The 13773-nt window shown below is 60.8% G+C and carries 13 protein-coding genes; 9 read left to right on the plus strand and 4 right to left on the minus strand.

Annotated elements, in window-relative coordinates:
* Positions 1-16: 16 nt before the first annotated feature.
* Positions 17-880 (plus strand): alpha/beta hydrolase, encoded by an 864-nt coding sequence (locus tag VY732_RS03175; RefSeq protein WP_331694204.1) that lies wholly within the window; start codon positions 17-19, stop codon positions 878-880.
* On the opposite strand, the gene VY732_RS03180 is transcribed toward VY732_RS03175, so the two are convergent.
* Together VY732_RS03180 and VY732_RS03185 are read right to left on the minus strand one after the other, a co-directional pair.
* Entirely contained in the window at positions 874-2223 is a 1350-nt protein-coding gene (locus tag VY732_RS03180) for an MATE family efflux transporter (protein WP_331694207.1), read from the minus strand. The genes VY732_RS03175 and VY732_RS03180 overlap by 7 nt on opposite strands.
* Before the next feature lie 230 nt (positions 2224-2453).
* On the minus strand, positions 2454-2747 hold the full coding sequence (locus tag VY732_RS03185; protein WP_064388791.1) for a hypothetical protein: 294 nt from the start codon (positions 2745-2747) through the stop codon (positions 2454-2456).
* Positions 2748-2982: 235 nt separating this feature from the next.
* Between VY732_RS03185 and VY732_RS03190 the strand changes: the two genes are divergently transcribed.
* From VY732_RS03190 to VY732_RS03210, 5 genes are all read left to right on the plus strand, one after another.
* Positions 2983-3285, plus strand: coding sequence for a MazG-like family protein (locus tag VY732_RS03190; protein ID WP_007951009.1), 303 nt, complete (start codon positions 2983-2985; stop codon positions 3283-3285).
* Positions 3285-4034, plus strand: a complete 750-nt coding sequence (locus VY732_RS03195; RefSeq protein WP_331694212.1) for a methyltransferase — start codon at positions 3285-3287, stop codon at positions 4032-4034. The genes VY732_RS03190 and VY732_RS03195 overlap by 1 nt, the downstream gene beginning before the upstream one ends.
* 12 nt (positions 4035-4046) lie before the next feature.
* Positions 4047-4661 (plus strand): DUF4136 domain-containing protein, encoded by a 615-nt coding sequence (locus VY732_RS03200; protein ID WP_331694214.1) that lies wholly within the window; start codon positions 4047-4049, stop codon positions 4659-4661.
* Between the two features lie 54 nt (positions 4662-4715).
* On the plus strand, positions 4716-5273 hold the full coding sequence (locus tag VY732_RS03205) for a DUF4136 domain-containing protein (protein WP_137217633.1): 558 nt from the start codon (positions 4716-4718) through the stop codon (positions 5271-5273).
* Between the two features lie 237 nt (positions 5274-5510).
* Positions 5511-7508 (plus strand): pilus assembly protein TadG-related protein, encoded by a 1998-nt coding sequence (locus VY732_RS03210; RefSeq protein WP_331694216.1) that lies wholly within the window; start codon positions 5511-5513, stop codon positions 7506-7508.
* Here VY732_RS03210 and VY732_RS03215 read toward each other — a convergent pair.
* Positions 7505-10258, minus strand: coding sequence for a PAS domain-containing sensor histidine kinase (locus tag VY732_RS03215; RefSeq protein ID WP_331694218.1), 2754 nt, complete (start codon positions 10256-10258; stop codon positions 7505-7507). The genes VY732_RS03210 and VY732_RS03215 overlap by 4 nt on opposite strands.
* Positions 10255-10698, minus strand: a complete 444-nt coding sequence (locus VY732_RS03220; protein WP_095121976.1) for a TadE/TadG family type IV pilus assembly protein — start codon at positions 10696-10698, stop codon at positions 10255-10257. Before VY732_RS03220 ends, VY732_RS03215 begins: the two co-directional genes overlap by 4 nt.
* 75 nt (positions 10699-10773) lie before the next feature.
* Here VY732_RS03220 and VY732_RS03225 point away from each other — a divergent pair, with 75 nt between their 5' ends.
* The 3 genes from VY732_RS03225 to VY732_RS03235 all read left to right on the plus strand — a co-directional run bounded on the left by VY732_RS03225 (position 10774) and on the right by VY732_RS03235 (position 13668).
* Complete coding sequence (locus VY732_RS03225) at positions 10774-11244, plus strand: prepilin peptidase (protein ID WP_331694220.1); 471 nt, start codon at positions 10774-10776, stop codon at positions 11242-11244.
* Between the two features lie 126 nt (positions 11245-11370).
* Entirely contained in the window at positions 11371-12159 is a 789-nt protein-coding gene (locus tag VY732_RS03230; protein WP_137217629.1) for a response regulator transcription factor, read from the plus strand.
* Between the two features lie 1146 nt (positions 12160-13305).
* Positions 13306-13668: a DUF6124 family protein gene (locus tag VY732_RS03235; protein WP_331694222.1), complete on the plus strand. Its 363-nt coding sequence runs from the start codon at positions 13306-13308 to the stop codon at positions 13666-13668.
* The last annotated feature ends 105 nt before the right edge of the window (positions 13669-13773 follow it).

The following is a 13773-nucleotide window of genomic DNA, read 5'->3' on the forward strand; positions in this document are numbered from 1 at the left end:
GCGAGGTTCGGCGCGTATGGCAGGTTTATTCCGGCATGGGTTGGGCATCGTGTTGCTGCTGGTGTTGAGCGGTTGCTCGCCTGTGCAGTTACTCAATGCGCTGACCCCGGACAGTACCTACGACAAGACCGTGGGCATCGCTTATGGCGACGACCCTCGGCAGAAGCTCGATGTGTATGTACCGCATCGGCCGATGCCCGGCGCGCCGGTGGTGGTGTTTTTCTATGGCGGTAGCTGGAACAGCGGTTCGCGCGTCGACTACCGCTTTGTCGGCGAAGCGCTGGCGTCGCGGGGAATTGTCACGGTGGTGGCGGATTATCGCTTGTATCCGCAGGTGCGCTATCCGCTGTTTTTGCAGGACGGCGCGCGGGCGGTGGCGTGGGCCAAAGCGCATATCCGCGAGTTTTCCGGCAACCCGCAGCGCTTGTATGTGATGGGGCACAGCTCTGGCGGATATAACGCGGCGATGCTTGCGCTGGATGGTGAGTGGCTCGCGGCGGTGGGCATGTCGCCACGGGACTTGCAGGGCTGGATCGGTCTGGCCGGGCCTTATGACTTTCTGCCAATCAAGAATCCCGAGGTGCGCCCGGTATTTTTCTGGCCGGACTCGCCGCCGCAATCGCAGCCGATCAACCATGTCAGTCGCGGCGCACCGCCGGCTCTGCTGATTGCTGCAAGCAAAGATGATCTGGTCAACCCGACGCGCAACACCGGTGGTCTTGCGAGCAAGCTGCGCCAGGCCGGGGTGCCGGTGCAGGATTTGTATTACTCGCGGCCCAATCACATTACGTTGGTGGCAACCTTGTCACGACCGTTGCGGCAACTGGCGCCGGTGCTCGATCAGGTCGTCGGGTTTATTGCGCACACGCCGGCTCAGTGAACGCCGCCACTGAACCAGCCATCATTGCGCTTCAGCCACCAGGCTTGCGCACCGAGGGTCAGGCTGCGCAGCACCATGAACAGCAGAAAAGATATCCACAGCCCGTGATTGCCGAAACCTTGCAGCGCCCAGGCGAACGGCAGCAGCAAAACCACGGTGATCAGCATGCCGTTGCGCATTTCCCGCGCGCGGGTGGCGCCGATGAACAGGCCGTCGAGCAGGTAGCTCCAGACCGCAATCAGCGGCAGCACGGCGAGGTAGGGCAGGTAGACGAACGCGGTATCGCGCACGCTCTGGATGTCGGTCTGCATCTCGATGAACAGGTGCCCGGCCAGCAGAAACAGGCTGGCGAAACCGAGGCTGGCGATCAGCGACCAGCCGCCCGCCACCACCAGCGAGCGACGCAGGGCCAGACGATCACGGGCGCCGATGGCGTGTCCGCACAAGGCCTCGACGGCATGGGCCAGACCGTCCAGCGCATGTGCGGTCAGCAGCAAGCCATTGAGCAGCAGCGCGTTGGCGGCCACCGTCGAATCACCCAGCCGCGCGCCTTGCACGGTGATCAGGAAAAACACCGATTGCAGCGCCAGGCTGCGGATGAAGATGTCGCGGTTGACGGCCAGCAACGGACGCCAGCTCTGCCAGATTTTCAACGCCGCCCAGACGATGTGCCCCGGGTACGCCCGCAACGCCTTGCGAGTCAGTAGCAGGCCGAGCAGGGCGCCACTCCATTCGGCGATCACCGAGGCCCGCGCCGAACCGACCACGCCCCAGTCCAGGCCGATGACGAACCACAGATTGAGGACGATGTTGATCAGGTTGGTGCTCAGCAGAATCGCCAGCGGCGCCCGGGCGTTCTGCGTGCCGAGGAACCAGCCGACCAGCGCATAACTGGCCAGCGCCGCTGGCAGGCCGAACAACCGCGTGTGGAAAAAATCACGAGTGAGCTGATCCAGCTCCGCCGACGGTTGCATGAAGTGCAGCGCAACCCCACTCAGCGGCACACCCAGCGTGCCAAGCACCAGTGCCAGTCCCATCGCCAGTAGCAAGCCCTGCAACAGAATCTGCCGCAACGCCGCGCCGTCGCTGCGCCCGGCAGCTTGCGCGGCAAACCCGGTGGTGCCCATGCGCAGAAAGCCCATGGCCCAGGCGAGAAAGGTGTACAGGCTGGCGCCGACTGCCACCGCGCCCAATTGATGGGCGTGGGGCAAGTGGCCAATGACAGTGCTGTCGACCAGCGCCACCAGCGGTACGGAAATATTCGAAAGAATCATGGGCGCGGCGAGTGCCCAGACCTTGCGGTGAGTCGGGCGGTCGCGCCAGTCGGCGGTCAGAGTGGACATGCGGGCTCCTTGGGGGAGCGGCATTGTAGCGGTAGAAGCCACCCTCACCCCAGCCCTCTCCCAGAGGGAGAGGGGGCCGACCGAGGTGTCTGGCGTCATCCATCGACCTGAGAGAATGTGCCGATTATGGATTCGCTGAAGCTCGCTCAAGTCGGTGTAGCTCTTGAATATCCCCCATTCAGTCCCCTCTCCCTCCGGGAGAGGGTTAGGGTGAGGGGCTCTTCAAAGGCCTAATGAATAATCCAGCTAAGCAGCCACAATCCCAGCAACAACCAGATGATCCCGGCAATGATCGACGCATTCATGAACGCCCGGATCGCCGACCACAACAGCATCAGCCCGACGATCAGCGCGATGATGCTGATGATCGAGGTGTCCATGCCCAGCGTCTTCGCCAGCCCGTCGACGAAGTTGCCGCCGGCATTGCTCAAAATATTGAAAAGCCCACTGAGCCCATCGACGATAAAGCGGATGATCGAACCGAGCGCCTGCCCGAGCCATTCGAAAAAGCTTTCTACCTGCATGTGTGCATCCTGATGAAAGAGCTGAGCCTTGGGCCACAACGCGGGTGGCCGAGTTCCCTGCATGATAGAAGGTTTGCACCGCCCTTGTAGGAGTGAGCCTGCTCGCGATAGCGGTGTGTCAGTCAACGATGATGTTGAATGTAATGGCGTCATCGCGAGCAGGCTCACTCCTACAGGGTTTACGCTTGCCTTCAAGTCGTATCCCCCCGAAGCTATACGCCTTCAGGAGAGCCCGATGAACCTTGTTGAACTGACCGAACGCCTGCACGCCATTCGCGACCGCAATGACTGGCGGCAATTTCACAGCCCGAAAAACCTCGCCATGGCGGCCAGTGTCGAGATGTCCGAACTGGTGGAAATCTTCCAGTGGCTGACCGAAGACCAGTCGCGCCAGTTACCCGCTGACAAACTCGCTCATGCAGGGCAAGAAGTTGGCGATATCGTCCTGTATCTGTTGCTGCTGTGCAGCGAGTTGGGGCTGGACATGAATGAAGTGGTGCGCAGCAAGCTCGCCGACAGCGAACGGCGGTTCAGCTGATGAGCGACCGACATTTCGATCAGTTGGCGACGCGGTTCGCCGAAAAAATCTACGGTGGCGCCAAAGGTGCGATCCGTCTCGCGGTGTTGCAGGCAGACCTCGCCGAAGCGCTGCCGGATCGCCCGTTGCGGGTGCTCGACGTTGGCGGCGGCCTCGGACATATGTCGCTGTGGCTGGCCGAGCGCGGCCACGAGGTGACCTTCACCGAGCCGGCCGCGCCGATGCTTGAAGGTGCGCGCCAGCGTTTCGCTGAAGCCGGGCAAACCGCGACGTTCATTCAGGCGCCGTGGCAGGAACTGCTCGGGCAACTCACCGAACCGTACGATCTGGTGATCTGCCACGCCGTGCTGGAATGGCTCGCCGATCCCCATGCAATCCTGCCGGTGCTGCATCAACTGACCAAACCCGGTGGCTGGTTGTCGCTGGCGTTCTACAACCGCGATGCGCTGATCTATCGCAACCTGCTCAAAGGCCATTTCAAGAAAATGCGCAAGAACGTCATGGCCGGCGAAAAGCAGAGCCTGACCCCGCAGCAGCCGCTCGATCCAAGGGAATTGGCAACGCAACTCGACGGCCTGTGGCAGGTCGAAAGCCAGAGCGGGATCCGGGTTTTCCACGACTACATGCCGGTGGAATTCCAGGCCCGCGCTGAACTTGTGGATTTGCTTGAGATGGAGCTCGCTCACCGTCGTCACCCAAGCTTCGCCGGGCTTGGGCGCTATTTGCACTGGATCTGCCGGCCGATCTGATCGGAGCGCGACATGAAAGCTCAATCCGGGTTACTGCTGATGTGTCTGGGGTTGGCTGCTTGCCAGAGCAGCAACCCCTACGTGGCGCAATCGCGGCCCTTGCCGCCGGCGCCGCCGCAAGCCGCCACCACCTTCGACCGCAGCGCGTACCCGGCGCCGCCGCGCGATTATGGGCGTTATCGCAGTTGGGCGTGGCGCAACGGGCAACTGCCACCGGGCACGGCGTGGGCTGATTCGGCGCAAGTGGCCGAAGCGGTGAGCAATGCGCTGGACCAACGCGGTTTGCGCCCGTTGCACGACCATCGCCCGGCCGACCTGCTGGTCAGCGCCAATCTAAGACTGGAAACCCGTTTGCGTCAGGTTCAGGACGACTACGGTTATTACGGCGGTGGATACGGCAGCTATGATCGATATGGACGCGGTTACGGTATGTACAACACGGTGCCGATCGTACGCACGTATTCCGAGCAGGTCGTGGTGGTGCAGGTCGATCTGTTTGATGCAGGCACTGGGCAACCGGTCTGGAGTGCCAGTGCCGAAACCGCGAACAAGGGCAGCGAAATCGATCGCACCGATTCGATCCGCGAGGCTGTGGAAAAGGCCATGTCGGCGTATCCTCCCAGTTAGCTTCCTGCCAATCAGAAGCTGCCGCAGGTTCATGTCTTCAATCGGAGAAAAACCATGTTCCGCCGTCTCGCTCTACTGGTCTTGGCCGCACTGCTCAGTGCCTGCGCCGCCAACCAGGTCAATCATGACTTCGATGCCAGCCGCGACTTCGCCGCTTATCGCAGCTGGAGCTGGAAAGACCCCGCCCTGCAATATCGCCCCGATGATCCGCGAATCAAAAGCGACCTGACCGAGCAACGCATCCGCCAGGCCGTCGCCGATCAACTCGACCAGCGCGGTCTGCGCCCGGCCACTGCGGGCGCCAAGGGCGACCTGAATGTGCAGACTTACCTGATCGTCGAGGATCGCCAGCAGCAAGTGACGACCAATTACGGCGGCGGTTGGGGTGGCCCGTGGAACGGCTACTGGGGCGCGCCGATGTACAACGAAACGCGCAACATCACCTACAAGGTCGCAACGATCCAGATCGACCTGCTCGACGGCAAGGACGGCAAACTGGTGTGGCGCGGCAGTGATGAGCAGATGCTCTCCAGCAAACCGAATCCGCAGGATCGCAGCAACGCCATCCGCGAGACGGTCACGCGGATTCTGGCCAACTATCCACCGCGGTGAATCCGTTAAAAGGTGGGGGCTGTTGAGCTCCCATTTTTTTGTTCCACCCTGAATTCCAATGTGGGAGCGAGCCTGCTCGCGAAAGCAGGGTGTCATGCAACTGTTATTTGTCTGACACGACGCCTTCGCGAGCAGGCTCGCTCCCACAGGGATGTTTGTCTGTTCGAAATGGCGCGTTGCCATTAGGCGCGTCTACACTCATTTGCATCAATGGAGGTAACGGCAAAGGAGTGCGCCATGTCGCCTCGTTCGCGATTCAACGGCCCGGCCCGCCAGCGCGGGGCGATTGGCTTGATGGCGGCGGCCACCCTCAGTCTGGCGGTGGTGATGCTGCTGTTGGTGGTCGACACCGGCCGCTTGTACATGGAACAACGCAAATTGCAGCGGGTGGTCGACAACGCCGCCCTCGAAGCCGTCAGCCGTGGCGGTAATTGCCTGCCGGGCCTGAGCGCCGCCAGTTATGCCGGGCAAAGCGCCGTGCGCAATGGCTACATTGTGGATGCCAGCAACACCCTCGCCACCACGTGCGGCACCTTGGTGACCGCCGCTACCGGCCTGCGCACATTCGCGGTGGATGCCACGCAAGCAGCAGCGGTCAAAGTCGTCGCCAGTCGCACGGTGACCACCAGTTTTGCCGGTGGCGTACAGGCCTTGTTCAGCGGCACACCGGTCAGTCTCAATACCACGCTCAATGCCTCGGCGGTGGCCGCCAAACCGCAGCCGACGGTGGCCCAGCTGAATATTCGCAGCACCCTGGCCAACATCGATACGGCCCAGTCGAACATCCTCAACCCGCTGTTTTCCGGGCTGCTCGGCGGCAACGTCAACCTCACGGCACTGGGCTGGGATGGCCTGCTGAACACCGACATCAACTTGCTCAAATACCTTGATCAACTGGCAATCAATCTCAACGTCGCGGTGGGCAACTACACGCAATTACTCAACACTCAGGCCACGGTGACGCAACTGATTCAGGCGGCGGCGACGGTGGTGCAACTCAACGGCGCGACCGCCCAGGTGATCACTGCGCTGGGCCAATTGCAGGTGGCCGCGATCAACGCGGCGCCGGTCAAACTGGGTGACATCCTGCAATTGCAGACCGGCACTACATCGGCAGGACTGGACGCCAATCTGCAACTGCTGCAGCTGATTCAGGGCGTGGTGCAACTGGCCAACAGCAAGAGTGCGGTGGCGGCAACGTTGCCGATCAGCGTGCTGGGGTTGGCGAATGTCACGGTGCGGGTGAAAGTGATCGAGCCACCGCAGTTTTCCGCGATTGGCGATCCGGCGCGGGCCAAGCTCAACCCGACCGGGGCGGACCGGATTTATGTGCGTACGGCGCAGGTTCGCACGCTGGTCTCAGTGAATCTGCCGGTACTGTCCGGGGTGACGGGACTGGCCAATGCCGTGCTGGGGCTGGTGGGTGGATTGACCCCGACCCTCAATGCACTACTGAGTCTGAATCTGGTCAGTACGCTCAATTCGGTCCTGTGCCTGTTGGGCGCCGGTTGTGAGCAACTTGATCCACAATTGCTGCCATCACCGCAAATTGACATCAGTCTGGATGCCGGCGGCGCCAAGAGTTATGTCACCGATTACAGCTGTCCGACGGGCACCACCGGCACCAAGAGCCTGACTGCGCATACCATTACGTCCATCGCTGACTTGAAACTCGGCAAGATCGATTCGACCAATGCCTTTTCTTCAGCGGCCGAACCCACGGTGGCGCCCTTGGCGCTGATCGATCTGGGGATCGTCACCTGTCACAAAATCCTGCTGCTCGGCACCTGTGATCCTGCCACCCATGTTCCTTTCGGCGCGGGAGGCATCGGCATCATGCTCGACACCAGTGTCGGGCAAAACTCGCAAGACCTGGTGTTCTCCAGCAGCACACCGTTTGCCACCCCGGCCAACCTCAAACTGCCGCCGAGCATCTTGCCGGCAGCGCCAACCAGCAACATCGTCGGCAGCCTGTCGAACACCCTCGCGGGCATCAACCTGATCGTCTACAAACCGCAGGGCAGTAATCCGCTGGGTGCCATCGTCACCGGTGTTGCCTCGTTGATCAGCGATGTCACCAACCGATTGTTGCCCGTGGTGACCGGGGCAATTAGTCCGTTGCTCGATCCGCTGCTGAACAACCTGCTCAAAGGTCTGGGCATCAACCTGATGGACGTCGACGTCGGTGCCAACATGACCTGCGGCCAGACCGGCAAGGCCTATCTGGTGATCTAGGCATCCGCGGCAATCGGCAACTCGATGCAGAACCGCGCGCCCTCCACCGAATTGCGCACGCTCAACTCGCCGCCCATGTTGTCGATGATGCCGTAGCTCACCGACAGCCCCAATCCGGTGCCGACGCCGATCGGCTTGGTGGTGAAAAACGGTTCGAAGATCCGCTCCAGCAAGCGCGGATCAATGCCGCCACCGTTGTCCTCGACCCACAGCCGTACGCTCTGTTCATCGCGTTCAGCGTAGATCGCAATCCACGGTTTGAAGCTCGAGTCCTTCTCGCGTTTGCTCAGCAACGCGTCGCGCGCATTGACCATCAGGTTGATCAATACCTGCTCAAGCTGATCGACATAGCCGCGCACTTGCACCTCGAACCCGGTCTCACTGATACGCAAGTCCACGCCTTTGCCGCGCATGCCTTCGGCCAGTAGCGACAGCGTGCCCTCGATGGCCGAGGCGGGGTTGAACAGTTGCTGCTCGATCTCCGAACGCCGGCCGAATACGCGCATGTGATCGACTACTTTCGCCGCGCGCTGCACCTGCGCATCGATGCGATTGAGTTTGTCGGTCAGGTAGTCGACCTGCACATCGCCGTTGCCCAGACGCTTGAGCACGTTGACGATGGCCATGCGCATCACGTTCAACGGCTGATTGATTTCATGGGCAAGACCCGTGGCCATTTCACCGAGGGTGGCCATTTTCGCGCTTTGCGTGAGTTGCTGCTGCGAGCGGCGCACTTCGGTGTTGTCGCGGCCCACCGCTTGCACTTCGATCAATTGGCCGTGTTCGTCGAACACGCCGCGATCGGACCAGACCCACCAGGCGTGTTCGCGGCCGGGCAGTTGCAGGCTGATTTCTGCGGTGCTTACCGGTTCCTCTGCGGTCAGTGAAGCGAGGCGCAGGACGAAGGCGGCGCGTTGTTCCGCGGACATCCAACTGCCCAGATCGACCCCCGGCAGTTGCTCCGGTGTGCATTCCAGGTACGTCGCCAGCGGTCGGTTGCCGAAGGTCAGAATCAGGTCCGGGCGGTAGCGACAGATCATCGCCGGCGAATCCTCCACCAGAATCCGGTAGCGCTCTTCACTCTTTTTCACCTGCTCGGCCGCCAGAGTCGCTTCGGTGACGTCCAGCCACAAACCGACCGCTTCCACCGGCAGGCCGAGGTCATTGCGCAGCAGTTTGGCTTCATCGAGCAGCCAGTGATATTCACCGTGGCGGTCGCGCAGGCGATAACGTGCGCGCACCGAACCTTCGCGCAACAACTGACGGCTGCGGGCGAAATACAGGTCGCGATCGTCAGGGTGAATCATTTCGATCAGTGCGCCGCTGCCGCAGTCCTCAAGGCTCCAGCCCAGCAAGGGGTGCAGGCTGGCACTGAAGAACGCCGGGATCAGCGCGCCTTCGTGGTAGTTCTGGACATAAATCACTGCGGGCGAACTGGCGATCAGATTGTCGAGCCGTGCATGGGCGGCGGCGGCCCGTTGTTGCTGGTTCTGGATGTCGCTGATATCGAGCATGAAACCGACCAGCCGGCGGTACTCGCCATTGCCAATCACTTGGCCCTGCACGCGATACCACGTGGGCGCCTGCTCGTTATTACCACCGCGCAGGCGCACCGATAACGTCAGGGCTTCGCCGTGTTGTTGCAAGGCTTGCAGACGGCTGCGCAACTCGTCGCGGTCGGCGGGATGGATTTGCGCCAGCCAGTCTTCCAACGCTAATCCGCCAGGGTTCACGTTCAGGGCCGCCGCCAGCGCGGGGGCCAGTTGAACGTGGGCGTCGCCTGCCAAAATCTCCCACCAGCCGGTGCCAAGCAGGGTTTGCAGCGACTCGATGCGCTCCAGTTGCAGGTGATGTTGTTGTTCGCGCAGGCGCCCGAGCAACGGCCCGGCGAGCGCGCCGAACAGCGTCATCCAGTCGCGCTCGGTCAGGTATGGCGCGGCGCTGTCCACGGGATAAAAACCGCAGAGCAGCCAGGCCACCACACCGCGCTCATCGCTATACGGCACCGCGAAACCTTCGGCACTGCCAAACAGAACCTGCACCCGCGAATGTTCATCGAGGCCATGCTGCGCGCCGACGCGTTGCGGCGCGGCACCGTTAAGGCTGTCCAATGGCGTGCCCAGGCGCTGCCCGTCATGCCACAGATCCTGCGCATCGTGGGCGCGATACTGGCGATGGATTTGCCAGCCCTGTTGCTCATCATCGAGCAAGGCCAGCGCCAGACAGGGGATATGCCAGCGCTGGGCGATCATTTGCAATTGTTCGCTGACGATCACCGGCAAACGCACTTGGCTGCAGGCGCGTAACTGTTCGCTGACCTGCCCGGCGATCAATTGGCAGGCATCACGCTGACGCGATTGTTGGCGTTCAAGCAGCAAGTCAGCGATGTCGATCAACTGCATCAGCCAGCCGTCGCCCAGCGGCTGTACCCAGCCACGCAGGTGCACGGTTTGCTCGCCCAGGCCGCAGAAGTCGAGATCCAGCAAGAGCCCCTGCCACTCCCGTGGCCGACCTTCGATGGTCAGTGTGCTGTGCGGCAGCAAATAAGTGCTGAGTGGCAAGGGTTGATCTTGAGGTTTGAACTGCGCCAGCAGATGGCGCAGCGGGCCGGCGATTTGCAGCACACCGCCGTCATCGTTCAGGTACAGGTGCAAGCCGGTCGCGGGTGAGCCGAGTGGGTCGGGCAACTCGTGGGCGGCGGCCGGCGTGCGTTTGAGCAAGCGCCCGAAGAGCTTGTCCCCCGAGGTCAAAATTGCAGACTCGATTTGGCGGTCAGGTAGGTGGGCAGATTGGGCACTGTGCCAACGACCGGAAGCACCAGGAACGGCATGACCTGATTCAACTTGCTGACCGGATAATCCACGCGCACCGTCAGCAGGCCTGATGCGCTGTATTGACTGCTGGTATCAACGCCGACTACCAGGTTGAAGACCGGCGGAATCCAGGACAATTGCTGGGTCAGCGTGGCGTTCGCGGTGTTGAGCACGACCGTTGAATAGTTGGGCGTGTTGGGATCGACCGCGACACTGCGGCGCACCGCTTCGGACGTGGCCTGGTTGAACGATTGCATCATCACCAAGGGCAGGCTGTAACTGACCAGACCGTAAAACACGGCAAAAAAAATGATGAACACCAAGGCGAACTCGATCGCCACCGCACCTTTTTGCGACTTCCGAAAGCCGGTTTTCATGAGTGCGTCTACCCTGACTGTCACTGCGTAGTATCAGCATAGAATCATTCCGCAAAAATGGACGGTTTTTACCCGATGTACAGTTTTGTCCTCTTGATCTGGCTGGGGCTGTGCGCGGCGCAAGACGCCCGCCAACGACGCATTGCCAATGGCCTGACCCTTGGCGCGGCGGCGCTGGCGCTGGTTTATCTGCTGTGGACCGGCAGCACCTGGTTGGGTGCTGAGGCGGGGCAGGGCGGCTGGGCCTGCCTGATCGCACTGGTGCTGACCCTGCCGGGGTTTTTCATGGGTCGGATGGGCGCCGGCGATGTGAAATTAATGACAGCTCTTGGCCTTGCGACGGACGGTCTGTTTATTCTCGGCGTGTTTATCGGTGCGGGGTTCGCCAGCGTGCTCTGGATGCTGTTGGCGCCAAGAGTCTGGCTCCATATGAGTCAAGGGCTTAGAGAACGTCTGCGATATCTAGGGCCAGATATGTCAAAAAAGCTGCCATTTGCACCGTTCGTGCTGATCGGTACGGTGCTCGTTCTACTTTGGATCCATTAGTCGCCAAGCGCCACTAGTTCTATGTACATAGTCGGAAAGTGCGTCTACTTTCAAAGGGACTGGTTATACAGCCAAAGGCTGGCAGTACAGGAATGGTCAGCTTTGGCCTGGGACATGGAGTAGCACGTGAACAAGCTTACGTCTGCGGTAAAAGTCCTCGTGGTCGACGATCAGCCGTTGATCGTGGAGGAGTTGTGCGAGTTTCTTGAAAGCAGCGGTTATCGCTGTGTGCCGTGTGAGTCCAGTCAGCAGGCGATCGAGCGGTTCAGTGAGGACGCGGAGATCGGTCTGGTGCTGAGTGATCTGCACATGCCGGACATGGATGGCATTCAGTTGATCCAGGCATTGCAGCGGCTGGCGGGCAAGCATCGCGCGTTTGAGGCGATCATGCTCACCGGGCGTGCCGACAAGCAGGACGTGATCAAGGCGTTGCGGGCTGGGATTGCCGATTATTATCAGAAACCGATTGATCTGGATGAGTTGCTCGAAGGTGTGCGGCGTCAGGAGGTTGCTCTGCAGGAGCGGCAGAAGAATCTGCAGTTGGGGCATTTGAATCAGAAGTTGCAGTATTTGTCTGAGTCGATTGATGACCTGTACCAGGACCTGGACAAGGTGCGGCGCAGTCCTTCGGCGGTGGCTCGCGATGTGTCGGGTGGTGAGCCTGCCGAGGCTGATGCGCAGGAGATGCCGGCGATTTTCAATCAGTTGTCGCCGCGGCAATTGGATGTGGCGCGGTTGGTCGGTAAGGGGCAGACCAATTATCAGATTGCCTGTGAGTTGGGGATTACCGAGAACACGGTGAAGCTTTATGTTTCGCAGGTGTTGCGGTTGACGCATATGCATAATCGGACGCAGTTGGCTCTGGCTCTTTCGCCGAGTGCATCGGCTGCGCGGCAGCGGGTTACGGCGCATTGACTTGGCGGCCTGTGGGCCGACCAGGTTCTTGGGGTTTTGGGTGAATATCCGTTGCTGCGGGTGTTGCCGCTGACGGTTCCGCTCTTACAGCGGGTCACTTTTTCAGACGCCAAAAAGTAACCAAAAGGCTGGGCCCCGGCGTTCGGCCCCTCGCTAGGGCTCGGGGTTCCTTCGTTCCGGGATCTATCCGGGGGCATCGCCTACGGTTTGCTTCGCTGCACCTCCTCTCGATGTGTTTGGCTTCGCCAAACGGTCGCTGCGCTCCCACCCCCGGATAAATCCCTCCACTCAGCCTGCCGAAGGGGCCAACAGATCAAAAGCTGCAGCCGAGCTAACGCTCATCCTGTTGAGTGGTTAGGAGCGGGTGAGGGGCTTTTGATCTGTTTCAGAGTCTGAATTCGACCCGGCCTTTCACGTCGGCGTAGCTCTCCCAAACGACTCGGTCAGTCCCCTCTCCCTCTGGGAGAGGGCTAGGGTGAGGGGCTTTTGATCTGTTTCAGAGTCTGAATTCGACTCGGTCTTTCACGTCGGCGTAGCTCCCCCAGACAACTCGGTCAGTCCCCTCTCCCTCTGGGAGAGGGCTATGGTGAGGGGCTTTTGATCTGTTTCAGAGTCTGAATTCGACTCGGTCTTTCACGTCGGCGTAGCTCCCCCAGACAACTCGGTCAGTCCCCTCTCCCTCTGGGAGAGGGCTAGGGTGAGGGGCTTTTGATCTGTTTCAGAGTCTGAATTCGACCCGGTCTTTCACGTCGGCTTAGCTCTCCCAGACAACTCGGTCAGTCCCCTCTCCCTCTGGGAGAGGGCTAGGGTGAGGGTTGGCTTTTGGCTGTTTAAATTTGTGGCAGATAACCGGAACCTTCCCACACTGTTTTCAGGTTGTCCGTCGGACGTGCGCTCTTCTCTGGCTGTCGCTGAACACTCAGCGATCGGGTGTGAGAACCCGGCAATTTATGGTCATCCAGTCCTTGTGCACGCATAATTGCCGCCAGCTTGTCTGCTGTCTGCAATGTGTCATGGCGGCTGTGTGCGGGCAGACTTCGGTCTGGCCGGGTGTCCATAACCGGTATTCTCACCCCGCATACAGCTGCCACCTTTTGCCCCGTGAGAATGGCAGTGGGTGGTGGCAAAGACTTTGGAGTTGTTTCAATGGACAAACTGATCCCCGACCCACCCACCGAATCCACCACCCCGCTCGAAGAAGCCATCCGCGCCGACGACCTCGTCAAGAGCCGCGAAGCGATCAAACGCGCCCTCGATTTCTACCTCTGCCCCGAACCTGCGAAACCTCACCAACCCACCACGATGTTCCTCATCCATCCGAAAATCGATACCGAAAGCCTGCTCGCCCACGCCTGCGAATCCCTGGCCTCGGCCAACACACTGGCCGGTAACTTTGCCGATCAGTTGGCCCGGCCTGAGCGCAATACCGCGCTGGCGATTCAGCAGATCATCATGCTCGCCGAACTGGCAGTAAACCGGGCATTGGATCGGGTAGATCCGCAGACCTGATCCGGCAGCCACACCGTATCATCGTTCTTCGCGAGCAGGCTCGCTCCCACAGGTGGAGTGCATTTCAAAAGGTGGGAGCGAGCCTGCTCGCGAAAGCGCCCGCAA

This window comes from Pseudomonas sp. ZY71 (assembly GCF_036542145.1).
GTDB lineage: Bacteria > Pseudomonadota > Gammaproteobacteria > Pseudomonadales > Pseudomonadaceae > Aquipseudomonas > Aquipseudomonas koreensis_A.

Coding starts and splice junctions, on each gene's coding strand:
- VY732_RS03200 (WP_331694214.1), top strand. CDS start 4,047: ATGAAAGCTCAATCCGGGTTACTGCTGATGTGTCTGGGGTTGGCTGCT.
- VY732_RS03185 (WP_064388791.1), bottom strand. CDS start 2,747: ATGCAGGTAGAAAGCTTTTTCGAATGGCTCGGGCAGGCGCTCGGTTCG.
- VY732_RS03235 (WP_331694222.1), top strand. CDS start 13,306: ATGGACAAACTGATCCCCGACCCACCCACCGAATCCACCACCCCGCTC.
- VY732_RS03220 (WP_095121976.1), bottom strand. CDS start 10,698: ATGAAAACCGGCTTTCGGAAGTCGCAAAAAGGTGCGGTGGCGATCGAG.
- VY732_RS03225 (WP_331694220.1), top strand. CDS start 10,774: ATGTACAGTTTTGTCCTCTTGATCTGGCTGGGGCTGTGCGCGGCGCAA.
- VY732_RS03205 (WP_137217633.1), top strand. CDS start 4,716: ATGTTCCGCCGTCTCGCTCTACTGGTCTTGGCCGCACTGCTCAGTGCC.
- VY732_RS03180 (WP_331694207.1), bottom strand. CDS start 2,223: ATGTCCACTCTGACCGCCGACTGGCGCGACCGCCCGACTCACCGCAAG.
- VY732_RS03190 (WP_007951009.1), top strand. CDS start 2,983: ATGAACCTTGTTGAACTGACCGAACGCCTGCACGCCATTCGCGACCGC.
- VY732_RS03175 (WP_331694204.1), top strand. CDS start 17: ATGGCAGGTTTATTCCGGCATGGGTTGGGCATCGTGTTGCTGCTGGTG.
- VY732_RS03210 (WP_331694216.1), top strand. CDS start 5,511: ATGTCGCCTCGTTCGCGATTCAACGGCCCGGCCCGCCAGCGCGGGGCG.
- VY732_RS03195 (WP_331694212.1), top strand. CDS start 3,285: ATGAGCGACCGACATTTCGATCAGTTGGCGACGCGGTTCGCCGAAAAA.